At 44.4% G+C, this 22,987-nt stretch carries 21 protein-coding genes, 5 tRNA genes and 1 pseudogene; 17 read left to right on the top strand and 10 right to left on the bottom strand.

Annotated features, from left to right (window positions below):
- Window positions 1–100: 100 nt before the first annotated feature.
- Window positions 101–622: a DUF2937 family protein gene (locus tag AVL57_RS08305; protein ID WP_057792866.1), complete on the bottom strand. Its 522-nt coding sequence runs from the start codon at window positions 620–622 to the stop codon at window positions 101–103.
- 129 nt (window positions 623–751) lie between these two features.
- On the bottom strand, window positions 752–2,029 hold the full coding sequence (gene bioA, locus AVL57_RS08300; protein WP_057792864.1) for an adenosylmethionine--8-amino-7-oxononanoate transaminase: 1,278 nt from the start codon (window positions 2,027–2,029) through the stop codon (window positions 752–754).
- 98 nt (window positions 2,030–2,127) lie between these two features.
- On the opposite strand from bioA, the gene bioB reads away from it, so the two are divergent.
- The 4 genes and pseudogenes from bioB to bioD form a co-directional block, all read left to right on the top strand.
- Window positions 2,128–3,243, top strand: a complete 1,116-nt coding sequence (gene bioB, locus AVL57_RS08295) for a biotin synthase BioB (RefSeq protein WP_057792862.1) — start codon at window positions 2,128–2,130, stop codon at window positions 3,241–3,243.
- The gene (locus tag AVL57_RS08290; protein WP_057792860.1) at window positions 3,243–4,511 is read left to right on the top strand and encodes an aminotransferase class I/II-fold pyridoxal phosphate-dependent enzyme; all 1,269 of its coding nucleotides are present in this window, start codon (window positions 3,243–3,245) and stop codon (window positions 4,509–4,511) included. The genes bioB and AVL57_RS08290 overlap by 1 nt, the downstream gene beginning before the upstream one ends.
- Window positions 4,508–5,383: a methyltransferase domain-containing protein gene (locus AVL57_RS08285; RefSeq protein ID WP_057792858.1), complete on the top strand. Its 876-nt coding sequence runs from the start codon at window positions 4,508–4,510 to the stop codon at window positions 5,381–5,383. Before AVL57_RS08290 ends, AVL57_RS08285 begins: the two co-directional genes overlap by 4 nt.
- A pseudogene (gene bioD / locus AVL57_RS08280) lies at window positions 5,380–5,994 on the top strand (dethiobiotin synthase); the annotation flags it as partial. The gene AVL57_RS08285 and the pseudogene bioD, both read left to right, overlap by 4 nt.
- A 27-nt stretch (window positions 5,995–6,021) precedes the next feature.
- Here the strand turns inward: bioD and pepE are convergent.
- Complete coding sequence (gene pepE, locus AVL57_RS08275) at window positions 6,022–6,744, bottom strand: dipeptidase PepE (RefSeq protein WP_057792854.1); 723 nt, start codon at window positions 6,742–6,744, stop codon at window positions 6,022–6,024.
- A gap of 94 nt (window positions 6,745–6,838) precedes the next feature.
- Here pepE and AVL57_RS08270 point away from each other — a divergent pair, with 94 nt between their 5' ends.
- From AVL57_RS08270 to AVL57_RS08255, 4 genes are all read left to right on the top strand, one after another.
- Entirely contained in the window at window positions 6,839–7,306 is a 468-nt protein-coding gene (locus tag AVL57_RS08270) for a low molecular weight protein-tyrosine-phosphatase (RefSeq protein ID WP_057792852.1), read from the top strand.
- 3 nt (window positions 7,307–7,309) lie between these two features.
- Entirely contained in the window at window positions 7,310–8,308 is a 999-nt protein-coding gene (locus tag AVL57_RS08265) for a FecCD family ABC transporter permease (RefSeq protein WP_057792850.1), read from the top strand.
- Window positions 8,305–9,078 carry an ATP-binding cassette domain-containing protein gene (locus tag AVL57_RS08260; RefSeq protein ID WP_057792848.1) on the top strand — a complete coding sequence of 258 codons (774 nt, stop codon included), beginning with the start codon at window positions 8,305–8,307 and terminating at the stop codon, window positions 9,076–9,078. Before AVL57_RS08265 ends, AVL57_RS08260 begins: the two co-directional genes overlap by 4 nt.
- Before the next feature lie 99 nt (window positions 9,079–9,177).
- On the top strand, window positions 9,178–10,521 hold the full coding sequence (locus tag AVL57_RS08255; protein WP_057792846.1) for a class II 3-deoxy-7-phosphoheptulonate synthase: 1,344 nt from the start codon (window positions 9,178–9,180) through the stop codon (window positions 10,519–10,521).
- A gap of 98 nt (window positions 10,522–10,619) precedes the next feature.
- Here AVL57_RS08255 and AVL57_RS08250 read toward each other — a convergent pair whose 3' ends face one another.
- The 3 genes from AVL57_RS08250 to AVL57_RS08240 form a co-directional block, all read right to left on the bottom strand.
- Complete coding sequence (locus tag AVL57_RS08250; RefSeq protein ID WP_057792842.1) at window positions 10,620–10,943, bottom strand: hypothetical protein; 324 nt, start codon at window positions 10,941–10,943, stop codon at window positions 10,620–10,622.
- Window positions 10,944–10,945: 2 nt separating this feature from the next.
- The gene (locus AVL57_RS08245) at window positions 10,946–11,161 is read right to left on the bottom strand and encodes a DUF3820 family protein (protein ID WP_057792841.1); all 216 of its coding nucleotides are present in this window, start codon (window positions 11,159–11,161) and stop codon (window positions 10,946–10,948) included.
- A 64-nt stretch (window positions 11,162–11,225) separates the two neighbouring features.
- Entirely contained in the window at window positions 11,226–13,019 is a 1,794-nt protein-coding gene (locus tag AVL57_RS08240) for an ABCB family ABC transporter ATP-binding protein/permease (RefSeq protein ID WP_057792839.1), read from the bottom strand.
- Between the two features lie 299 nt (window positions 13,020–13,318).
- On the opposite strand from AVL57_RS08240, the gene moaA reads away from it, so the two are divergent.
- Both moaA and AVL57_RS08230 read left to right on the top strand, forming a co-directional pair.
- Window positions 13,319–14,287 (top strand): GTP 3',8-cyclase MoaA, encoded by a 969-nt coding sequence (gene moaA / locus AVL57_RS08235; protein WP_057792837.1) that lies wholly within the window; start codon window positions 13,319–13,321, stop codon window positions 14,285–14,287.
- A gap of 80 nt (window positions 14,288–14,367) precedes the next feature.
- Window positions 14,368–14,895 (top strand): GNAT family N-acetyltransferase, encoded by a 528-nt coding sequence (locus tag AVL57_RS08230; RefSeq protein ID WP_057792835.1) that lies wholly within the window; start codon window positions 14,368–14,370, stop codon window positions 14,893–14,895.
- Here AVL57_RS08230 and AVL57_RS08225 read toward each other — a convergent pair.
- The 4 genes from AVL57_RS08225 to AVL57_RS08210 all read right to left on the bottom strand — a co-directional run bounded on the left by AVL57_RS08225 (window position 14,883) and on the right by AVL57_RS08210 (window position 17,478).
- Window positions 14,883–16,508, bottom strand: coding sequence for a response regulator (locus AVL57_RS08225; RefSeq protein ID WP_057792833.1), 1,626 nt, complete (start codon window positions 16,506–16,508; stop codon window positions 14,883–14,885). The genes AVL57_RS08230 and AVL57_RS08225 overlap by 13 nt on opposite strands.
- Window positions 16,509–17,132: 624 nt before the next feature.
- Window positions 17,133–17,208 (bottom strand) — tRNA-Val (locus AVL57_RS08220).
- 25 nt (window positions 17,209–17,233) lie between these two features.
- Window positions 17,234–17,309: transfer RNA gene (locus tag AVL57_RS08215), tRNA-Val, on the bottom strand.
- 93 nt (window positions 17,310–17,402) lie between these two features.
- Window positions 17,403–17,478, bottom strand: a tRNA-Val gene (locus AVL57_RS08210).
- Between the two features lie 314 nt (window positions 17,479–17,792).
- Between AVL57_RS08210 and gltX the strand changes: the two genes are divergently transcribed.
- The 7 genes from gltX to dusC all read left to right on the top strand — a co-directional run bounded on the left by gltX (window position 17,793) and on the right by dusC (window position 22,986).
- Window positions 17,793–19,202 (top strand): glutamate--tRNA ligase, encoded by a 1,410-nt coding sequence (gltX, locus tag AVL57_RS08205; RefSeq protein ID WP_057792831.1) that lies wholly within the window; start codon window positions 17,793–17,795, stop codon window positions 19,200–19,202.
- An 85-nt stretch (window positions 19,203–19,287) separates the two neighbouring features.
- Window positions 19,288–19,363, top strand: a tRNA-Ala gene (locus AVL57_RS08200).
- Window positions 19,364–20,198: 835 nt separating this feature from the next.
- Window positions 20,199–20,274, top strand: a tRNA-Glu gene (locus AVL57_RS08185).
- A gap of 128 nt (window positions 20,275–20,402) precedes the next feature.
- Complete coding sequence (locus AVL57_RS08180; protein ID WP_057796252.1) at window positions 20,403–21,305, top strand: M14 family metallopeptidase; 903 nt, start codon at window positions 20,403–20,405, stop codon at window positions 21,303–21,305.
- Between the two features lie 67 nt (window positions 21,306–21,372).
- Window positions 21,373–21,603 (top strand): hypothetical protein, encoded by a 231-nt coding sequence (locus AVL57_RS08175; RefSeq protein WP_057792830.1) that lies wholly within the window; start codon window positions 21,373–21,375, stop codon window positions 21,601–21,603.
- A complete protein-coding gene (locus tag AVL57_RS21000; RefSeq protein WP_082604944.1) occupies window positions 21,603–21,776 on the top strand; it encodes a DUF1289 domain-containing protein in 174 nt (57 codons plus the stop codon). The genes AVL57_RS08175 and AVL57_RS21000 overlap by 1 nt, the downstream gene beginning before the upstream one ends.
- Before the next feature lie 271 nt (window positions 21,777–22,047).
- A complete protein-coding gene (gene dusC, locus AVL57_RS08170; protein ID WP_057792827.1) occupies window positions 22,048–22,986 on the top strand; it encodes a tRNA dihydrouridine(16) synthase DusC in 939 nt (312 codons plus the stop codon).
- Window position 22,987: the final 1 nt, after the last annotated feature.

Raw genomic sequence — 22,987 nt, 5'->3', positions numbered from 1 at the left:
ACTCGTATTAAGGTTACTGCATGGAAAGTGCCAAATTTGCATAGAAGTTATTCAAAGCGCATTTTGGGCTGGGAAGAGGATAAGCTATAAGCCAAGCACATTAGCGATAGCTAGCGTGCTGAGGCTTGTGCTTCAAGTGCCTAACTTGGCAATAGCAAAGATAAGGGCTCCACAATAATAAATTAATCAGTAAAGCAGTAATAAAGCTGAAAATAATTGATGATGGGGTAAGTGGCACCGAAGGGCTGAAATTGTCTAATACCTTCTGCAGCGTAGGCGCATTTGATGGAGTAACCATATACCAAGCTTTTTCATAATAATGGCCGTGCTCAAGGGTTTTGATCCCTTGTTCTATATGGCTAAGCTTGGTGAAAAGCGTTGATTTACGTTCTGCATCTGCCCTTACCACAGCTTCGCTGTTTTGCTTTAACGCCGTTAACATTGCGCCCACTGATGCATAGCCGTGTTGCGTTGCTAACGCCGACATGGCAGATACTTCCTCGCGGGTGGCATCGTAATAGCCGCTCAAATATTGACGATAGTGGTCGGCTAAAATAGGAACCTGTAGTGCTGCAACAAATAGGGTTGCGAAAACGACTTTATCAAAAATGCGTATAAACATATAAGTGACTGACCTAGAGTTATTTTTCAGCGATTAAGCGGCGTAGAAATTACGTTAGACCAGTCAAAACATATCTTTTTACCCTACATTTATATCTCGTTTTTCGCCTTGCCCTTATACCTTGTTTCCTTACCTTAAAGCCTGGCTAAGATAGGTATAAATAGCGTGGGTGAGTTTGCTCAGCTGGTCTGGGCTAATAATGTACGGAGGCATAATATATACCAGCTTACCAAAAGGCCTTATCCACACGCCTTGTTTAACAAAATGACGCTGAATATCGGCCACGTTCACAGGGTGTAAAGTTTCAACCACACCTATTGCACCTAGCACTCTAACGTCGGCTACAGTCGGTAAACTGGCACATTTTGACAGCTCAGCGTGTAATTGTTTCTCAATGGCAGGGATTTGTTGCTGCCAGTGATTTTCGTTTATTAATGACAAACTGGCATTAGCCACAGCACAAGCTAGTGGGTTACCCATATACGTTGGGCCGTGCATGAATACACCGGGCGAGCCTTGGCAGACACCTAACGCCACGTCTTCAGTACATAAGGTGGCCGCTAAGGTCATATATCCGCCGGTAATGGCTTTACCTAAACACATGATATCAGGTGAAATGCCCGCATGCTCACAGGCGAATAGCTTGCCCGTTCGTCCAAATCCAGTCGCAATTTCGTCGCAAATTAGCAGTACATCGTAGTTATCGCAAAGTTGGCGGCAGCGTTTTAAATATTCAGGGTGATAAATGCGCATACCACCCGCACCTTGAACAACGGGCTCTAGTATAAGCGCCGCCATTTCTTGGTGATGTTTTTCGAACAGTTCGGCTAAAGGTAAAATGTCGTCTTCACTGAACGTCTGGCCGAAACGGGTTTGCGGAGCAGGGGCAAAAAGTTGTTTGCTAAGTACGCTTTCAAACAAGCTGTGCATACCGTTTACTGGGTCACAAACCGACATAGCCGCAAAAGTATCGCCATGATAGCCATTGCGAGGCGCTACAATGCGCGATTTTTCGGGGCGGCCTTGGCAAGCCCAATACTGAATGGCCATCTTAATCGCCACTTCTACTGAAACCGAACCAGAGTCGGCTAAAAACACCCGTTCAATACCGTCAGGTACCATTTGTAATAGTGTACGGCATAAATCTACAGCTGGCTGGTGGGTAATACCGCCAAACATAACGTGAGAAAAAGCGTCAATTTGGCTGTGCGCCGCTTGGTTTAATACAGGGTGATTGTAACCATGAATAGCCGCCCACCAGCTTGACATGCCATCAACCAATACCTCGCCGGTTGATAGGGTAAGCTCAACCCCTTTAGCGCCAACCACTTCATAGCAAGGTAGTGGGTTCGTTGCTGAGGTGTAGGGGTGCCAAATGTGTTTTTTATCAAAATCTATATTGTTCAAAATTCAACCGTTAGTAAAGCTTTTGAAATGGTCAGAGTTGACAACTCGTGTTTGGAGCATAGACTAAGCCAGCATTCTTAATTAGTAAAGGACAGTCAATGACTCTGGCTTTCGCGCCTGACGCGCAAAATAATACAATTCGTCACGATTGGTCACAAGCCGAAGTAGAGGCGCTTTATGCCTTGCCATTTAACGACTTGCTGTTTCAAGCGCAAGTGGTTCACAGACAACACTTCAATCCAAACGAAGTACAAGTAAGCACCTTGTTGTCGATTAAAACCGGTGCATGCCCGGAAGACTGTAAATACTGTCCACAAAGTGCGCGTTACGACACGGGCTTAGAAAAAGAGCGTTTGCTTGAAATCGAAAAAGTGATTGAGCGTGCCAAAGAAGCCAAGCAAGTGGGCTCTACCCGTTTTTGTATGGGGGCCGCATGGCGTAACCCACGTGACAGAGACATGCCTTATATTGTAAAAATGGTGGAAGAGGTTAAACAACTTGGCCTTGAAACCTGCATGACCCTTGGTATGTTAACCCGCGATCAAGCGGTAGCCCTCAAGCAGGCTGGTCTAGATTATTACAACCATAACCTTGATACCTCGCCTGAATACTATGGCGATATTATTACCACTCGTACCTATCAAGACAGACTAAATACCCTTGAAAATGTGCGTGCAGCGGGCATGAATGTGTGTTCTGGCGGTATTGTAGGTATGGGCGAAACCGCAGGCGACAGAGCCAGCTTGCTAATCCAATTAGCAAACTTGCCTGAGCAGCCGCAAAGTGTACCTATTAATATGCTAGTTAAAGTAAAAGGTACGCCTCTAGCCAGTTTAGAAGATTTAGATTACTTCGAGTTTATTCGCACTATTGCGGTAGCCCGTATCATGATGCCTAAATCTCACGTGCGTTTATCGGCAGGCCGCGAAGCCATGAATGAACAGATGCAAGCACTATGCTTTATGGCCGGTGCGAACTCAATTTTCTACGGTTGTAAACTGCTTACTACGTCTAACCCTGATACCCACGAAGACGTGATACTGTTTAAAAAGTTAGGCATAAACACAGAACGTACTCGCGATTTTTCTGATGAAGCGCATCAGCAAGTATTAGAAGAAGAAATTGCGCAGCAACAAGAACAAGGTTCTGATGCTAGCGATTTATTTTACGATGCTAGCGCACCGCGTAAACAGAAACAGCCTGCGGAGGCATAATGTCCTTCGATTGGCTTGAAGCCCGCTTAGCCGAGCGGGCTCAACAAGGATACTTGCGTAAGCGGGTATGCCAGCAGTACGAAAAAGACAACATCATCTGCATTGATGGTGAGCACTATTTAAATTTTGCCAGTAATGATTACCTTGGTATGCGTCACCATGAAGGCGTATTGCAAAGCTGGGTAGAAGGCTTGGCACAATTTGGTGGTGGCAGCGGCGCCTCGCCCTTGGTCACCGGTCATACCCAAGCGCATTTAGCGCTAGAGGCTTACATTGCCGACGGTCTAAACCGAGAAGCCGCATTGTTGTTTAATTCGGGGTTCGCGGCTAACCAAGCATTATGCATGGCGCTATTTAGTGATGCTCATAATCAAGGCGCTAATAATCAAAGTGCTAGTAATCAAACCCCAAGTGCCGCGGCCAGCTTTAAACATTCCGGTGAAATTTTTGCAGACCGGCTTATGCATGCCTCCTTCCTTGAAGGAGCTATGGCAACCAAAGCCAAGCTGCGTCGCTTTAGGCACAACGATTTAGCTCACCTTTCCAATTTATTAGAAAAGGTTGATACCACCAGTAACAGTGACAAGTTGGTCGTCACTGAAGGTGTATTCAGTATGGACGGCGACACCGCACCCCTTCGTGATATGGCAGATATAGCGAAGCAACACAATGTATGGCTGATGGTAGACGATGCACACGGCATGGGGGTATTAGGTGAAAACGGGTTGGGCAGTATTGAAGCGCAAGCGCTATCTCAAACAGATGTACCCATAGTGATGGGCACCTTCGGCAAAGCTGTAGGAACCGCGGGCGCTTTTATTGCTGGAAGCCAAGCGCTAATTGATTACCTAGTAAATTTTGCCAAGCATTACGTGTACTCCACGGCCATGCCGCCAGCCCAAGCAGTAGCCACGTTGTATTCACTGACGCACATTGCTGCAGATAGCAGTCGGACAGACGCGTTGAATTACAATGTTGCGTATTTTCGCGAGCGCTTTAGTGCCCAAATTGGGGATGATCGAAATGGCGATTTACAACTTGCGAATTCAAATAGCGCAATACAGCCCATTATTGTAGGCAGCCCTAAACGCGCGTTAGCGTTAAGTGATGCCCTTAAAGCGCGTGGCATATGGATACCTGCTATTCGCTACCCTACAGTACCGAAAGGGGAGGACCGATTGCGTATTACCCTAAGCGCTACCCATACCCAGCAAGACATAGATGTACTTGTTGATGCTATTGCCCTTGCGATGGAGTCGATAGCATGAGTCCGCAATTTTTCGCTAAACAAGTGCCTAAGCAGCTTTCCCACCAAGGCGCTTTTGCAGTCCATTTAGATGACCATTCCAATCTTCAATTAGCCCTTCAATCAGAAAGCGGAATAAGCGAAGCGGTTGTTGCGAAGCAATTTTCAAAAGCCGCAAATAAGTACGATAACGAAGCACATATTCAGCGCGAAATTGCACAGGCAGGGTTAAACAATTTACCTAACGCCTTGCACGGCGAACTACTTGATATTGGCTGTGCTACGGGAACTCATAGCCACACGTTACAGCAACGTGGCGCAAACGTTATGGGATTAGATATTGCACCAGGTATGGTGCATAGAGCACAAGCTCGCTTCCCTGATGTTGATTTTAAACAAGGTTCAGCACAGTCGTTACCGTTCGAAAGTAGTAGCTTCAGTTCTGTTTTTTCTTCCATGGCATTGCAGTGGTGTAACAGCCCACAAACAGTAGCCAGCGAAATTTACCGCGTACTTAAGCCTTCAGGTATGGCAGAAATTGCCATAATGGTTAGTGGTTCTTTTGCTGAACTTCATAAAGCGAGAAGTATTGCTCAATTACCTGCTGCGATAACAAGTTTGCCCGAAGCACAGTTGTGGCTTAAATCGTTCCTTGGGGCAGGGCTGCGGGTTAGCCGCCTTATCAATAAAGATTATGTTGATGAGCACCAAGATGTACTTTCCTTGCTTCGTTCAATCAAAAACGTAGGGGCAGGAGCTACAGGAGCTAAGCAGCAATCGCTGTCACGTAGTGATATCAAAAAGTTATCGTTAGCCTACAAAAATATTAGCGCTGTCGATGGCGTGCTACCGCTTACTTACAAAGTGTGTCATTTCAGATTAGAGAAACCATGAAGCAGTATTTCATTACCGGAACCGATACCGAAGTAGGTAAAACCTACGTTACCTGTCACCTACTAAAAGCCGCTGAAAGCTTTGAAAAAGCAAGTTTGGGTTACAAACCTATTTCGGCAGGCTGCGAAAAAGTGGGCAGCGACTGGATAAACGAAGATGCATCAGAAATTCAACAAGCAAGCAGCATTAAGCTTCCTATCAGTACCATCAATCCTATTGCTTTTTTACCACCCATTGCACCGCACATAGCCGCAAAAGAGGCGGGGGTTGAATTAACGAGTAATGCAGTGATTGAAGGGCTGGTTCGCCTGCAACAAGAAACACCAGATCTTCTATTAATGGAAGGAGCAGGAGGCTGGCGATTACCGTTAACCGATACGCTGTTTCTGTCAGATGTAGTGAGCGAGCTAAAAATGGATGTTATTTTAGTAGTGGGTATGAAGCTAGGCTGCTTAAACCATGCACTGCTCACCGCGCAAGCTATTCAAAACGACGGGCTAAATATTGTAGGTTGGGTAGCTAACGATATCACCGGTAGTATGTCTCGATACGATGACAATTTGGCTACGCTTAAAAATGCCATGCCAGCACCGTTATTGCTGGAAGTGCCTTTTTCAAGCGCGCCAAGTTCAGAAGCGCTACAAACTGCTATTCAGAAGCTCTGTTAAATCATCATTAGGCGCGATTGAGCGCTTTTCATCACCTAAAAAGATAAACCCGCCTTTTTCACCCACTAGCGTTAACTTCTGCTGAGACAAAGAAAGGGCGGTTCCTTCACGAATGGCCACAACAGGTGTGCCGGGATTTAACACTGTAAACTCCGCTAGCCGTTGGTCTCGCGTTTCGCCATTGTGACCAGGCGGATGATAATCGCTGTAGTGCGGATTCAACTGAAAAGGCACTACATTCAGCGCATTAAAGCTTTTCGGCTCAACAATTGGCATATCATTGGTTGTTCGAATGCTTTGCCCGCAAATGTTAGAGCCTGCACTCCAGCCAATATAGGGTGTGCTTTCAGCAATAGCGTGTTGAAGTGGTGCTAACAAATTTTGTTGGTATATTGTATGCATCAGATGGAAGGTATTTCCGCCGCCTACTACTATAGCTTGATTGTTTACCTTTGCATTATTGATAGCCTGTATAGGGTTATCAAAAGTATGAAGCCCTGTCACATTACATTCTGGCAAGGCTGAAGCGACTGCAGACACATAGTTGTCGTAGCTTTGTGTCACTGCTGCGTAAGGAATAAATATTAGGTCGCGAATGCTACCTAAGTGTGCAAGAATAAGGCTTCTCGCATGTTCAAGGTACGCTTCGTCGCCCTGACGAGAACTACTTAACATTAATACATGTGCGGTCATTACTGCTCCACAATTTTTTTAAACGGCGTTATTTACGTAAAAGTTAACATAAAGTTTAGCTTAGTGCCGTTATTGGTTTTAAAGGAATTTTTATATGGGTCAGAACACATCGGTGTTATTCGTGTGCTTGGGTAACATTTGCCGTTCACCTACGGCCGAAGCTGTGTTTATTCGCAAAGCGGCTGATGCAGGGTTAAAACTAGACATAGACTCTGCCGGAACCCATGGATATCACATTGGTAAACAACCAGATAAACGTTCGCAAGCGGTTGGCGTAGAGCGAGGTTATAGCTTTAAAGGCTTAAAGTGCCGAAGAGTCGATGACAAAGATTTCGAAAAGTACGACTATATTCTGGCAATGGATAACAGCAATTTAGACAATCTACGTGAAATGTCCGCGCCGGAACACCACGAAAAAATCCACTTGTTTCTAGACTTCGCTAACAGTGAAGATAAAGAAGTTCCAGACCCATATTATGGCGGAAAACGGGGTTTTGAATTAGTGTTAGACTTAATAGAAGAGGCCTCTGATGGGCTGATTGCACATATTCAACAGAGCTAAGCTATGCACACGGTTTCAAGGGGCTCGGCGGTCAAGGACGGTGCGGGAAAAGGAAGCGCGGCCATCTTCCTACTTTGCAGTATTACCTTTCTGCTCATTGTTGGTGTCTTAGCCACAGTATGGCTAACCGATTCACCCACTGCATTAAAGCAACACATCACATTACAGCTTCAAATTCCGCTGATTATTACCGCCATTTTAGTAGGTAGTGTATTGGCCGTAAGTGGCGCCACGCTTCAAATAGTACTGCGTAATCCGTTGGCAGACCCAGGTATAATAGGTATCACCAGCGGCGCCAGTTTAGTGGCTGCAACCCTGTTATTGCTTACACCTTTGTGGGCACAGCCTTATCTTCATTACATACTTCCTTTGGGCTGCTTTATTGGTGCGTTAATAACCACGTTTATTATCTATCGCCTAGCTCGAAAGCTGCTGGGCTCAGCGGTTGCTGTTATTCTATCGGGTATTGCCATCTCTACTTTGAGTGGGGCTGTTATCGCTTGGTTGTACATGTTTAGTGATGCTCAATCACTACGTAATTTAACGTTTTGGCTGATGGGAAGCGTGTATCAAACCACTTGGCCTATTTTGTGGGTAAGCGGCCCACTTATTATTGGTAGTTTGTGGTATCAAATGGGCCAATCTGCCAAGTTTAATAGGTTGTATGCCGGTGATTTAGCGGCGTTAAGCAGTGGTGTGCATGTGCAACAACTTACCGAGCGTAGCCTTATTGCTACCGCCGTGGGGGTAGGAGCGGCAGTGTCTATTGCGGGAGCTATTGCCTTTGTTGGGTTGTTGGTGCCTCACATCCTTCGGCTTATTCTGGGTCATGATAATAGGTTGCTGTTACCAGCAAGCGCGCTATGTGGCGCCAGTTTATTGCTTATTGTGGTGCTGATGTCTGAACTTACCCGTGCGATTACCCTACCTGTGTCTATGATCACTGCCACCTTAGGAGGCCCTTTGCTCATTTGGGCATTATTAAAAGGTCAGCTTCGATGAGCCCGGTTATAACTTTGCGGGATATTAGTGTGAATAAGCGTTTAGCGAATATCACCCTTGATATCAATAAAGGCGATTGCGTTCATATTCTTGGCCCTAACGGCGCTGGAAAGTCTACCCTGTTGTCGATAATGGCTGGGGTGTTGGAAACAGAACACGGAGAAGCTTCGCTGTTAGAACAGTCTCTTCAACAATGGCCTTTAGGTGCATTAGCAACATTTAGAACTTTATTGGCACAGCAAAGTGAAGCTGTTTTTGCGGTATCGGTAAAAGAATACCTTTCGTTTTTTACAAGTGAACCCACGTTTGAACTTCCCAGCTTGTTAGAAGCCACATTGGAAGTAACGGGCTTTTTGCAAACGCCTTTAAACCGACTTTCAGGCGGAGAACGTCAGCGCGTTGAAATTTGCCGTGCGTTGCTGCAAGTTTGGCCTGCCATTAAGCGAGGCGAAGCGCTTTTGTTGTTAGATGAACCCTTGCAAGGGGTAGATATTCGACATCAGTATGCGTTAATGGCGCTGTTTGAAACCTTATGCAATAAAGGGAATACCTTAGTGCTAAGCAGTCATGACATTTCATTAAGCGCAAACTATAGTTATAAAGTACTGCTAATGAAATTGGGTACTAACGTAAGTTTCGGTTTGACTGAGTCGGTATTGTCGGTCAAAAACCTAGAACAGACCTTCGATTGTCATTTTGCAGTAAATAAGCGCGACGACTTTCTAGATATTCAAGTTTGCGCACCTATTGTATTAAATCAAATGTGGTAAAGTAGCGCGCAATAAATCGTAGCGCGCATGCAGATAAGCGCTTACACAACGAGATTAACGTTTGCCTAAACGTAAAAACATTTAAATCAGGAGAACCCCTTGAGTAATTGGCAAGTAGACAGTTGGAGGCAAAAACCTATCCTTCAACAACCAGAGTACGATGATGCGGCACAACTTAAACAAGTAGAGCACACGCTAAGTACATATCCACCGCTGGTTTTTGCCGCTGAAGCCCGTGATCTTCGCCGTCAACTTGGTGAGGTTAGTTTAGGTAAAGGCTTTCTGCTTCAAGGCGGTGACTGCGCCGAATCGTTTGACGAATTTAATGCGCCAAAAATTCGCGATACCTTTAAAGTATTGCTTCAGATGGCGATTGTTTTAACCTTCGCAGGTCGATGCCCAGTAACCAAAGTGGCTCGCATGGCTGGCCAGTATGCTAAGCCTCGTTCATCGAACTTTGAAACCCGCAATGGCGTTACATTGCCAAGCTACCGCGGCGATATCATCAATAGTTTCGAGTTTAACGAAGCTGCTCGACGCCCTGATCCTAACCGTTTAATTGAAGCGTATCACCGCAGTGCATCTACCCTTAATTTACTTCGCGCTTTTTCCCAAGGTGGCTTGGCCGACCTTCACGAAGTAAACCGTTGGAATATGGCGTTTGTTGAAAACAACCCGCTTAAAGAACGCTACCACGATATGGCTGTGCGTATTCAAGATACCTTGTCATTCATGGATGTGATTGGTATTAATTCCCAATCTAGCCCCACATTGCATGAAACCTCATTGTTTACCTCGCATGAAGCATTATTGCTGAACTACGAACAAGCCCTAACTCGAATTGATACGCTAACGGGTAAGCCTTACGATTGCTCAGCGCACATGATTTGGATTGGTGAGCGTACCCGTCAGCTTGATCATGCTCATATTGAGTTCTTCCGCGGCATTCATAACCCTATTGGTGTGAAAGTTGGGCCTAGCATGGAAGAAGACGAACTTATTCGTTTGATTGATGCCCTTAACCCAAATAACGACCCTGGTAGATTAACCCTTATTACACGTATGGGGGCTGATAACTTGGCTGACAATTTGCCTCGTTTATTACGCCGCGTTAAAGCAGAAGGCAGACACGTAGTATGGAGTTCTGACCCCATGCACGGCAACACCTTCTCAGCATCTAGTGGTTACAAAACCCGTAATTTTGATGCTATTTTGCGTGAAATTAAACAGTTTTTCCAAGCTCACAACGATGAAGGCACTCATGCAGGTGGTATTCACCTTGAAATGACAGGCCAACACGTGACTGAGTGTACGGGTGGTGCGTACGAAATTAGTGATGAAGATTTAGCGCAGGCGTATAAAACCCAGTGCGATCCGCGTTTAAATGCAGACCAAGTACTTGAAATGGCGTTCTTAGTAGCAGACCATTTACGTAACGCCTAGTCGTTGAATTAAACTTTATCGATATTGTGCTAAGGCTTCATACTAAAAAGGGTAAATCGACTATCGATTTACCCTTTTTTAATGTTTCGTATGTTTACTTAGTCTTCCAGAATTTCTGCTCGCTCAGCTTCGGTTAAAATACCCGTAAATATGGTTTCCCGTCTAAGGCTTGCCGTGCGTACATCTTCGGCGAGTAACAGTGCTGTGAATACCTCAGGAGTATGAAGCGTTTCTACAATCCCTTGCCATAATATATAGCTGCCGTAACGCATCATTCCACTTTCATAACGAGCCTCTAACGTTGCTTGAACGTCATTAATGAGTGAAGGTTGTGCTATTATTTTTTTAGCAATGCCTGTGTGCAGACGCAATATACGCTGATCGATAGCCTCACGCTTTTGCTTGCGGGGACGAGCGAACATGGCTAGTCGTCATGCAGCAGGGGTTCTACTACTGACTCGAGCCCGTTAAGTTTAATTTCGTACATGAGCGCGAGTTGCTGCCCCAGCTTTCCTTCGGGAAAGCCTTGTGTGTTAAACCATACTAAATAGGGCTCTGGCAGGTGGAATAACCGACGTCCCGCATACTTACCAAATGGCATGGTTTGGTTGATTGCACTTTTTATTGCTTCTGGATCCATATTACTCAACTATTCTTTAATTTCGTTTACGTTGTAGCGAGACTGCAAATGCGTGGGTTTGGTTTCATGCTTCATCGTTTGATTCTCGTTGCTGAGTCGCCCACAGTCGATTATAAATACCTTGTTGTGCTAGAAGCGTTTCATGGGTGCCATGTTCGGCAATCATGCCCTTGCTTAACACTAAGATGGAGTCGGCATCCACAATAGTAGACAGCCTATGGGCAATGACCAAGCTAGTATGTCCCTTTGCGGCGTCTCGAAGGGCACCCAATATCGCTTGCTCTGATTGACTGTCTAACGAAGATGTCGCCTCGTCAAATATCATAATTGGCGCACCTTTTAATAGCGCCCGAGCGATGGCAACACGCTGTTTTTCACCGCCTGAGAGTTTCAGCCCACGTTCGCCTACTGTAGTGTCTAGTCCATCCGGCAAGCTTTCAACAAACTGGGTTAAATGTGCCAGTTTAATCGCATGATTAACCTCATCATCGCTAGCATCTGGATTCCCGTAACGAATATTTTCAACCAAGGATGTATTAAATAACACCGTATCTTGCGGAACAATACCAATATGGCTTCGTAAACTATGCTGGCTAAGGTCGCGAATATCCTGCCCGTTTATGAAAATACCACCCTCGCTGGGTTCGTAAAAACGAAACAGCAACTTCATGATAGTAGATTTACCAGCACCACTTTCGCCAACTACAGCAACTTTGGCGCCTGATGGCACGTCGAAGCTAATACCTTTTAAAATAGGCCGTGCTTGCTGATAGTGAAATTGCACGTTACTAAAACGTATACTCGCTTGGTTTGCTGAGAGATGAGCTGCATTGGGTTTATCTTCAATCGCTGGCTTTTGCGCCAGTAGGGAAAATAGGTTTTGAATGTTCGCTAGCGAGCCACGTATTTCCCGATACACAAAACCCAAGAAGTTGAGGGGCATAAATATTTGCATAGTGAAGGCGTTAATTAGCACGAAGTCACCAATGGTCATCTCGCCTTCCATTACACCATAAGCTGCATTCGCCATCATGGCTGTCATCGCCAGCGCAATAATACTGGCCTGGCCGCCATTTAAGGCAAAAAGGGATAACCGATTTTTACGTCTCGCTTTTTCCCAGCCAGCTAAGTCTGTATCGTATCGGCTTGCTTCGAAGCGCTCATTATTGAAGTATTTTACGGTTTCAAAGTTAAGTAAGCTGTCTACCGCACGTGAATTAGTCGTGGAGTCGGCTTCATTCATTTGTTGTACAAATCTGGTGCGCCAATCGGTTGCTTTCATCGAGAACAAGACATAGCTGATGACACTGACCACAATGATCATTGCAAAAGACCAGCCAAACTGAATCAATAGCAATATCACGACTAAGCCAATCTCTAAGAGGGTAGGCACAATATTGAACACCATAAACCGCATTAAGAAACTTACGCCGTTTGTGCCACGTTCAATATCTCTAGATAAGCCGCCTGTTCTTCGGTTTAAATGAAAGCCCAAATCTAGATTGTGTAGGTGATTAAATACCTTTAAACCCAGCCTGCGCATGGCGCGTTCAGTAACACGTCCGAATAAGGTGTCGCGTACTTCGCCAAGTAAAACATTAGTGAGCCTAAGTGCACCGTACGCAATAATTAAGCTGATAGGTACCGCAATGGCCAACGCTTGTACATCACCGTTTAAACTATCTACCGTGTATTTAAGTACATATGGTAGGCCAATGCTGGCAAGTTTTGCTGCAACTAAGCACATTAACGCTAATGCCACCCGACCTTTAAATTCTAGAAGGTATGGCCATAACTGTTTGAGCACCTGCCATTTAATAGGCTCATTTTCGTTTAACGGAAATCGATTTTTTCGCATGTGTACTTATGTTCTCACTGCATGGTTGGGACGTTGCAACGCGATGACGCTAGCGGAAGGTAGGAGTGAAAACTCCTTTACTAAGATGAATTATGGTAGATTAACGAACCTTAAACTAAATCGTTTACGGTGAACCGTTATATTTATTTAAGATAAATAGGGTAACGGTACGATAAAACGTTCTAATTTATGCGTTATCAAGCATTTCATTCTTATTTGCGGCCGCGTAAACTGGCGCAAAGACATCATAGTCTATTTAATCACACTATTTGTTTTACGTACCCATTAAGGGAGAAAATTTGTTAGAAGATAGCTTTGGACGACAATTCCATTATTTGCGTTTATCGGTAACGGAGGCGTGTAATTTTCGCTGTCAGTATTGTTTGCCTGACGGTTATCAAGGTCCTTCTAGTGAGCATTTTCTTTCCTTAGGCGAAATCAATACGCTGTTGAGCGCGTTTTCAGGATTGGGTACATCCAAAGTTCGTCTTACTGGCGGCGAGCCAACACTTCGCCGCGACTTCCTCGATATTTTAAGTGCAACGGCAAATACTCCCGGAATTAAGCGAGTGGCCATGACCACTCATGGTGGTCGTATGGCTGAACATGCTGCATCGTGGAAGCAGGCAGGTTTACACCAAGTGAATGTCAGCATAGATAGCTTAGATCCAAGGCAGTTTGCAGCAATTACTGGGCAAGATAAATTAAAGCAAGTCTTAGCCGGGTTGGATGCTGCGGTTGAGGCCGGACTTGATGTAAAAGTGAATTCGGTGCTGCTAAACGATTTTTCTGATGCGAGGTTAAATCGATTCCTTGAGTGGCTTAAAACCATGCCAGTCACATTGCGGTTTATTGAATTGATGGAAACCGGCGATACTACTAGTTTCTTTAAAGCACAGCATCAAGGTGGAACGCCGCTAAAGCAAACACTTATTGATGCCGGATGGCAACCCATGGTTAGGCGCAAAGACGCTGGACCAGCGCAGGAATTTTTTCATCCTGACTATGCGGGTAAAATTGGCCTCATCATGCCGTACAGCAAAGATTTTTGTAAAAGTTGTAATCGACTTCGCGTAGCCGCCAATGGTAAATTACATTTGTGCCTATTTAGTGAGCACGGTATTGATATGCGACACCTATTGGCTGAGCAAGATGTAGTAGGGCTGCAACAGTTCTTAGTTGAGTGCTTAGGTGAAAAGCATGCTACGCACTTTTTGCATGAAGGTAATACTGGGGCAACGAAGCACTTAGCTATGTTAGGCGGCTAAACTTACGTTCGTTGCGCTAAAAAATACGAAAGCAGCAGTATAAAGTTGCTCGTAATAATAGCGATTAGAAAGGGAAATCTATGTTTATTGAAGATAGCGCGCGCCTGTCTTTCCATTATATCACCGACTCTGATACAGAGTTCCTTTGGGAGCTTGATCAAGACGAAGAGGTAATGCGATTTATCAGTGATGGTCAAAAAACATCACGTGAAGATGTTACCAACACCTTCGTACCACGCTTTCAAGCGTATTCAAACCCAGCACTAGGTTGGGGCTTATGGCGAGTACAAGAAAAAGAAAGTGAAGAGGATATCGGCTGGATTTTGGTTCGCCCTTTTGGCTTTTTCACTAAAGATCCTGAGATTGATAATATTGAACTTGGTTGGCGTTTTAAACAAGCCAGCTGGGGGAAGGGGTATGCCACAGAGGCAGCGATGCAAGTGAAAGATGCTTTGTATCAAATTGGCATCGACAAATTTTGTGCCATGGCAAAACAGGAGAATTTAAATTCCATCAAAGTGATGGAAAAAATAGGCATGTCCTATAGCCACGAAATTGAATATAAAGACAACCTTTATCAAGAAAAGGTAGTGGTTTACACCACCTGATCTAACAGCCCTTTAACCGTTTCATAGCGCTGGCTTTGCTCTTCAGATAAAGAAGCACTTTCCAGCGTAAAGCGGCACTTCTTCATAACCGAGTTCATACTAGCTTCCGCTTTTCCTTCGCGAGAGCGTCGCATTGCTGACGCTTGCAGTAGGTTTAACGCAATGGCAGCATTGTGAGGCATAACCCTGAATGCTTGCTCAAACGTTTGGTAAGATTTCGCTAGTTCGCCACGCTTATACTGCACCACAGCCACGTCATTAAGGTTTTTAGGACTAATTGATATTGCTGTTTTCTCAACAACTTCTTGGTTTATATAACGGCTAAGTAAGCTGTTTGGCGCATCAAGCTCTTTTTGCCTTAATGTCGCTTTATCGAGTAATTTAAGCGCGCTTCCTCTTAACCCCAAGTCGTGGAAGGCCTTTGCCGAGTCTAATAAAGTTTCGACAGACTGTTCTTCAAGATTATCAATATCTAAAGCATCAAGCAGATCTTTTGCTTTATCGTTTTCATCTTTTAGATAGTGAATACGAGCACTAATAACTTGAAGCTGATGGTCAAGATTCACTTTTGGGTAGGCGCTTTTTAATTGGCGCAGATATTCATTGGATTGCTTGATGATTTTGTTTGTTTGCGAGGTTTCTGCCGTCATCGCAAAGTCGATACCCGCTCTTGCGACAGATAAGTACATTTCAGGTGTGTCGTGCACCGAATTCTTGCCGAAACGAACTACTTTTTTAGCGCTATTAAATTGCCCCTCATAATCGTGGGTTAACCTAGCAAGTTGTACCGCAGTAATATGGCGCATCACATTTCGAGGTGAAATATCGCTAGCAACATTTACACATTCCAGTGCTTCATCATAGGCTTCTAACTTAATTTGAAGCTCTGCCAATAAGTCATAAGCGCTCAGCATACTTTCAGGTTGCAGTGCCAGCTGAATAAGGTCTCGTTCTGCATCATCAAATTCATCTAAGTGAATGTAGCATTGAACGAGGCCGAGCTTTGCCCACGTAAAGTTTTGAATGTTGATGATTGATTGGTAAAAAAGCTTCGCGTTTTCAAACTGTCTATTCAATAACAATAAGTCACCCTTAGTTTTAAGGGCTAACGGGAAGTGTTCAGCATTCTTAGGTTCAACTAAAATAAACTCTAATTCTTTAAGTGCTTGCTCGGGATTCTGGTCATCCATGTAACGATAGACATCGTGAAACACCTTTTTACGGGTGACGACTTTACTCAGTCGTTTATCTAGTTCGTTGACGGAAAATGGTTTTGCTAAGAATTCGTCTGGTTGCAACTCGATTATTGCATGAACAACATCAATAGCAGTATCGGCACTGGTAAAAATAAAGCCGGTAGTAAGAGGAATAATCTTTTCGGTTTTCAGCTGCTCGAATAAATTATAGCCTCCTTGTTCTTGCCTTAAGTCATAAGCACAAACAATGACATCGTACTGCCGGGTGCGCAGCGAGGTAAGGGCGTACGCAGCACGGTCTACATAATCGATATGTTGGAAGCCGAGTTGCTCCAAAGCATATTTCATATGACTTTTTGCCAAAGCCTGATCTTCCGCAATTAATAAGCGGGTTTGTCTAGCCAACTGTAGGTTCATTACAACCTCGTATGTGCGTCAATGCTTACTCGTGTAAACAACCTAATAGGAGTTTAGTTGAATAATTAACCTATCACCATTGTTTGATAGGGTATTTAAGATTGCGATGCATGGCATGAAAAACAGGTAGAGGGCATGAGCGTTAAGTTAGTTTTCTTTCAAGTGTTTATTCTGAGGTATGAAAGATGGTTAATGCAGCTGCTGATGATAACGAAGCTGTTGAACCAGTGATTGCCGTGTCGTGTTTATAATGAATTTTAAAAAAAGGAAGTGGTGGACGCTACTGAGGCTCGCAACGAAGTTGTTGAACCAAGCTGTTGAACCAGTGATTGCCGTGTCGTGTTTATAATGAATTTTAAAAAAAGGAAGTGGTGGACGCTACTGAGGCTCGCAACGAAGTTGTTGAACCAGGGATTGTCGTGTCGTGTTTATAAAAAATTTTAAAAAAAAGGAAGTGGTGGACGCTACTGAGGCTCGCAACGAAGTTGTTGAACCAGTGATTGCCGTGTCGTGTTTATAATGAATTTTAAAAAAGGAAGTGGTGGACGCTACTGAGGCTCGCAACGAAGTTGTTGAACCAGTGGTTGTCGTGTCGTGTTTATAATGAATTTTAAAAAAAGGAAGTGGTGGACGCTACTGGGCTTGAACCAGTGACCCTCGCCTTGTAAGGGCGATGCTCTCCCAACTGAGCTAAGCGTCCGGCATATCGAAGTTTTTCAAAAAAGTGGTGGACGCTACTGGGCTTGAACCAGTGACCCTCGCCTTGTAAGGGCGATGCTCTCCCAACTGAGCTAAGCGTCCGAATACTTTTTCTAATAAACAAGAGTGGTGGACGCTGCTGTGGCTCGTAACGAAGTTATTGAACCAGTGACATTGTCTAAACACTCACAAGAGTGGTGGACGCTACTGGGCTTGAACCAGTGACCCTCGCCTTGTAAGGGCGATGCTCTCCCAACTGAGCTAAGCGTCCGTCTTGTTTATTATCTTGCCTAAGCAAGTGGGGCGGTATTATAGAGTCGGTTCTCATACTGTCAATAATAAAATGAAAGAAAAATGACTGTATGCCTGAAAAGTGAACATTTTGGCCGCTTTTTATCTAAATTGATGGAATTGTAAGCTTTAAATGAGGCCATGCTAATAAACACGACGTCAGTAAAGCATAAATGTAAATTTCTATTGGTATCTAATATGCTAAGCAAATGCATCGTGCTGCTTTTGTCGTGAAGCGGAGACTGGTAGAATGCGCGCAATTTCACAATCTAATAAAGATAGAGAGTTTTTATCATGTCGGTTGTAACACGATTTGCACCAAGCCCTACTGGCTACCTTCACGTAGGTGGCGCACGCACCGCTTTATATTCTTGGCTACTTGCCAAAAATAATGGCGGCGAATTTGTACTTCGGATTGAAGATACAGATATTGAACGTTCCACTGAAGAAGCTAAGCAAGCCATTTTAGATGGCATGCAGTGGCTAGGTTTGACTTGGGACACTGGCCCTATCTATCAAACCGATCGTTTCGACAGATATAAAGACCTAATCCAACAACTATTAGATGAAGGTAAAGCATATAAGTGCTTTATGAGCGCTGAAGAGTTGGATGCTATTCGTGAAGCCCAGAAAGAACGTGGCGAAAAACCTCGTTACCCTGGCACATGGCGAGATCGTACCGATCACCCAGAAGGCGAACCTTTTGTCATTCGTTTTAAAACCCCATTAGAGGGCACGGTTGTTATTACCGATCACGTGCGCGGTAAAATCGAAATTAACAACAGTGAGTTGGATGACTTAATCATTCAGCGCACCGACGGTACACCAACTTACAACTTTTGCGTTGTAGTAGACGATTGGGATATGGGCATCACCCATGTTGTTCGTGGTGAAGACCATATTAATAATACGCCCCGTCAAATTAACATTCTACAAGCGTTAGGCGCGCCTGTACCAGAATATGCTCATGTATCTATGATTTTAGGTGATGACGGTAAAAAGTTATCGAAACGTCATGGTGCAGTTAGTGTTATGCAATATCGTGATGATGGTTTCTTGCCTCAAGCGGTATTGAATTATTTAGTAAGGCTAGGGTGGTCACATGGTGACCAAGAGATTTTTACCCTTGATGAAATGATTGAGTTATTCAGTTTAGACGCGATTGGTCAGTCAGCTTCTGCATTTAATACTGAAAAATTGATTTGGTTGAACCAGCACTACATCAAAAGTTTGCCAGCCAGTGAAGTTGCTGGACACTTAAAATGGCACTTTGATGGGTTAGAAGTAGACTTAACAACTGGGCCTGCCCTTGAATCTGTTATTGCTATTCAAGCTGACAGAGTAAAAACGTTAAAAGAGCTCGCTGAAATCTCTACTTACTTCTATCAAGATTATGAAGACTTTGATGCCAATGCTGCTAAAAAGCATTTACGCCCAGTAGCGCGTGGGCCGCTAGAGCTGGTAAAAGAGAAGTTGATGGCTATTGAGGCGTGGGAGCCGGAAAATATTCAGGCTGCAATCAATACAACAGCTGAAGAGTTAGAAGTGGGAATGGGTAAAGTAGGGATGCCACTGCGTGTTGCTACCACCGGAAGTGGTAATTCTCCGTCTTTAGATGTAACCCTTAATTTGCTTTCAAAAGAGAAAGTTGGCGAGAGAATCGACAAAGCGCTTACTTTTATAGCAAACAGAGAAAATTCATAAAAAAACCGTTGACATAAATGGGGTGGATGCCTAGAATGCGCCCCGCTGTCACGGAACAGTCACACAATAGTGACTATGACACAACGGGGCCATAGCTCAGCTGGGAGAGCGCCTGCATGGCATGCAGGAGGTCGGCGGTTCGATCCCGCCTGGCTCCACCAAATCTAACTACAAGTTTATATTGTAGTTTAGGCTGAAGGTTTAACCTTCGGGCAAAATTTATTTTTTGTAAGGATAATGTCGCTCAGCTCGCAGAGCTCGCTTCACCTTACAAAAAATCTCAAAAGCATAGCTTTTGAGTTAAGTTAGGCCGGTAATCTTTGAAATTACCAGTGACAAAAGTTTAGTACTTCTGTAAGGCAAGGTCGTTCGGTTCGCAGAGCTCACCTCGTCTAGAGGCCTAGGACACCGCCCTTTCACGGCGGTAACAGGGGTTCGAATCCCCTTGGGGACGCCATTTTCCGGTGTCACAGTCCGTAACTGTGAAATAGGCCGGTAGTAATTGAAAAGTTACTATCAGCGACAAAAATTTGTTTTTGTAAGGTTATTAATGTCGCTCAGCTCGCAGAGCTCGCTTCACCTTACAAAAAATCTCAAAAGCGTAGCTTTTGAGTTAAGTTAGGCCGGTAATCTTTGAAATTACCAGTGACAAAAGTTTAGTACTTCTGTAAGGCAAGGTCGTTCGGTTCGCAGAGCTCACCTCGTCTAGAGGCCTAGGACACCGCCCTTTCACGGCGGTAACAGGGGTTCGAATCCCCTTGGGGACGCCATTTTCCGGTGTCACAGTCCGTAACTGTGAATTAGGCCGGTAGTAATTGAAAAGTTGCTATCAGCGACAAAAATTTGTTTTTGTAAGGTTATAAGGTCGTTCGGTTCGCAGAGCTCACCTCTCCTTACAGAAATTGATTGATTGTAAGGATAATGTCGCTCAGCTCGCAGAGCTCGCTTCACCTTACAAAAAATCTCAAAAGCATAGCTTTTGAAAGAAAATTTTTTGTCCCCATCGTCTAGAGGCCTAGGACACCGCCCTTTCACGGCGGTAACAGGGGTTCGAATCCCCTTGGGGACGCCATATCGTTAAGCCAACCTTCGGGTTGGCTTTTTCGTTTCTACACCTTAATTCCTCCCGCTCTTATCGATATTCCACATACAAACCAATACCGTCTTGATAATATAGCCGTGTTAACAAAGAGGTTATTTATGCAAAATTATCCTATCGGCACGCCAGGACAACCTTGGGGTGAAGAAGAGAAAGAAGAGTGGAAACAGCGCCAAACTATAAAGCGTTCATACAGCGATGAAGTACTAAAACAGTTAGGCAGCATTCCTGAAGGGTTTGAATTAAAGCAGTATGGCGCGTTGCCTTACGATGAGTCTCGATACCCGTTGTATGCCGTAATCCCTAAAAATATCGACGCAGCCAAGCCAGCGGTGCTAGTTACCGGCGGTGTACATGGGTATGAAACCAGTGGGGTGCAGGGCGCGCTTCAGTTTATCAATACCAAGCTAAGTGAGTATGCAGAAGACTTCACCATCATTGTTGTTCCATGTGTTAGCCCTTGGGGTTATGAGACGATTAACCGTTGGGATCAGTATGCGTTAGATCCTAATCGTTCATTTTATCCTAATTCTCCAGCGCCGGAATCAGCGCAGCTAATGGCATTCGTTGAATCGTTGAACTTACCATTTACATTGCATGTCGATTTACATGAAACCACCGATACCGATAACAGTGAGTTTAGGCCTGCATTAGCAGCACGAGATGCAACGACTCACGATAATTGGAATATTCCTGATGGGTTTTATTTAGTGGCGAATACCACTAATCCACAAAAACCATTTCAGGAAGCTATTATCGATGCAGTTAAGCAGGTAACTCATATTGCGCTTGCTGATGATAGCGGCAAAATTATAGGTGCTGACTTATTGTCTGAAGGTGTAATTTGTTACGACAAAAAAGCATTGTATCTTTGTGGTGGCATGACAGACGCAGAGTTTGTAACCACAACAGAAGTTTATCCTGATAGCGCTAATGCCACGGCTGAAAATTGTAATGCTGCCCAAGTGGCTGTGATCACCGCAGCATTGGAATATATAAAATAGACGTTTAGATGTTTGAATGTTTAGACGTCTAGGTGTATATTTGAGCCTTCTCGATGAGGAGGCTTACGTGTTTACATTTTCTGCATTAATTTATGATGGCTATAAACAACAATTGGTGAAGGGTGATTATGAAGATAAAACCCAGTTCGACGCGTTCTTGAATGCGAAGTTCGGTGTGCATGTCTGTATGTGGACTGCCAAAGAGCCTACGCAAAAAGTGATTGATGCTATGCTACATGCCTCTCTTATTGCTAAAAATACTGCATCAGAAAATCAAACTCTTAGGGCCAAGTATTAGTGAGTATAGTGTCACCTTGTATTGCCAACTGTAAGCTAGACGCCGATGATGTATGCACCGGTTGTAAGCGCACCATTAAAGAAATCACTAGTTGGTCGAGCTATAGCACACAGCAAAAACAAAATGTCCTCATCCGCTTACAAACCCAAAAGTTGGACACACACTCAAGTTAGGGTTGGACACACACTCAAGTAAGGGGTGGACAGTCACTCCAAGTTAGGTTTCGGACAGTCACTCAAGTTAGATTTCGGACAGTCACTCAAACCAAGTTAGGTTTCGGACAGTCACTCAAGTTAGATTTCGGACAGTCACTCAAACAAAGGCTAGGACAGCCGCTCTAATTACACAATTTCCTCTCGAAACTTAAATAGCATGGTCATATAACCCGCACTTTGCTACACTCTCGCGCCCATTTTAACCACTCAGTTTTAGCGAAATTTAGTTATGAAAATCATGCTGGCACCTATGGAAGGTGTTGTCGACCATTTAATGCGAGATATGCTTACCCATGTAGGTGGGTTCGATCAGTGTGTAACTGAATTCGTAAGAGTAGTGGATCAAAAACTTCCCAATAAAACCTTCTACAAGCTATGCCCCGAGCTACATAATGGCGGCAAAACTCCTAATGGCGTACCAGTGCGTGTCCAACTATTAGGGCAGCACCCAGAGTGGTTGGCAGAAAATGCTTATACTGCGGTTGATTTGGGATCGCCAGGGGTAGATTTAAATTTTGGCTGCCCTGCAAAAACTGTTAATAAAAGCAAAGGCGGTGCGGTCCTTTTAAAAGAAACCCAGGCTTTATACGACATCGTAAAAGCCGTTCGCGATGCGGTACCCGCCTCACAACCTGTATCAGCAAAAATCCGCTTGGGCTTTGAAGATAAATCGCTTGCTGTAGAAAATGCTATCGCCATCACGGAAGCGGGCGCGTCTGAACTAGTCGTACACGCTAGAACAAAAACGGAAGGTTATAAGCCGCCAGCCTACTGGGAATGGATTGCTAAAATAAAGCAAAGCACTAATATTCCACTAGTGGCAAATGGCGAAATTTGGAATGCAGAAGAAGCCCAGCGTTGCCAAGAGCAATCAGCTTGCACTAACTTAATGGTGGGTAGGGGAGCGCTTGCCATGCCAAACTTAGCAAGGTGTATTCGAAATGACGAACCACCTATGGCATGGGAAGATGTGGCCGCATTGCTTATTCGCTATTCAGGCTATGAAATTTACGGTGATAAGGGTAAGTACTACCCTAATCGTATAAAGCAGTGGTGTGGCTATTTAAAAAGGCAATATCCTGAAGCAGAATTGTTGTTTAACGACATCCGGCGCTTATCAAAATCACAAGAAATTGTGGATGTGTTAGCCAGACAAGCTTCTCACTAGG

Source organism: Alteromonas stellipolaris (genome assembly GCF_001562115.1).
GTDB classification, from domain to species: Bacteria; Pseudomonadota; Gammaproteobacteria; order Enterobacterales; family Alteromonadaceae; genus Alteromonas; species Alteromonas stellipolaris.
Note: the sequence above shows the minus strand (reverse complement) of the source record. Positions and strands in the feature narration are given on the sequence as shown.

What these genes read in the sequence shown, in the direction of transcription:
- gltX (WP_057792831.1), top strand. Translation starts at nt 17,793, where the DNA reads ATGTCGGTTGTAACACGATTTGCACCAAGCCCTACTGGCTACCTTCAC.
- AVL57_RS08240 (WP_057792839.1), bottom strand. Translation starts at nt 13,019, where the DNA reads ATGCGAAAAAATCGATTTCCGTTAAACGAAAATGAGCCTATTAAATGG.
- AVL57_RS08260 (WP_057792848.1), top strand. Translation starts at nt 8,305, where the DNA reads ATGAGCCCGGTTATAACTTTGCGGGATATTAGTGTGAATAAGCGTTTA.
- pepE (WP_057792854.1), bottom strand. Translation starts at nt 6,744, where the DNA reads ATGACCGCACATGTATTAATGTTAAGTAGTTCTCGTCAGGGCGACGAA.
- AVL57_RS08225 (WP_057792833.1), bottom strand. Translation starts at nt 16,508, where the DNA reads ATGAACCTACAGTTGGCTAGACAAACCCGCTTATTAATTGCGGAAGAT.
- AVL57_RS08180 (WP_057796252.1), top strand. Translation starts at nt 20,403, where the DNA reads ATGCAAAATTATCCTATCGGCACGCCAGGACAACCTTGGGGTGAAGAA.
- bioB (WP_057792862.1), top strand. Translation starts at nt 2,128, where the DNA reads ATGACTCTGGCTTTCGCGCCTGACGCGCAAAATAATACAATTCGTCAC.
- AVL57_RS08290 (WP_057792860.1), top strand. Translation starts at nt 3,243, where the DNA reads ATGTCCTTCGATTGGCTTGAAGCCCGCTTAGCCGAGCGGGCTCAACAA.
- AVL57_RS08285 (WP_057792858.1), top strand. Translation starts at nt 4,508, where the DNA reads ATGAGTCCGCAATTTTTCGCTAAACAAGTGCCTAAGCAGCTTTCCCAC.
- AVL57_RS08230 (WP_057792835.1), top strand. Translation starts at nt 14,368, where the DNA reads ATGTTTATTGAAGATAGCGCGCGCCTGTCTTTCCATTATATCACCGAC.
- AVL57_RS08250 (WP_057792842.1), bottom strand. Translation starts at nt 10,943, where the DNA reads ATGTTCGCTCGTCCCCGCAAGCAAAAGCGTGAGGCTATCGATCAGCGT.
- dusC (WP_057792827.1), top strand. Translation starts at nt 22,048, where the DNA reads ATGAAAATCATGCTGGCACCTATGGAAGGTGTTGTCGACCATTTAATG.
- AVL57_RS08305 (WP_057792866.1), bottom strand. Translation starts at nt 622, where the DNA reads ATGTTTATACGCATTTTTGATAAAGTCGTTTTCGCAACCCTATTTGTT.
- AVL57_RS08270 (WP_057792852.1), top strand. Translation starts at nt 6,839, where the DNA reads ATGGGTCAGAACACATCGGTGTTATTCGTGTGCTTGGGTAACATTTGC.
- AVL57_RS08265 (WP_057792850.1), top strand. Translation starts at nt 7,310, where the DNA reads ATGCACACGGTTTCAAGGGGCTCGGCGGTCAAGGACGGTGCGGGAAAA.
- AVL57_RS08245 (WP_057792841.1), bottom strand. Translation starts at nt 11,161, where the DNA reads ATGGATCCAGAAGCAATAAAAAGTGCAATCAACCAAACCATGCCATTT.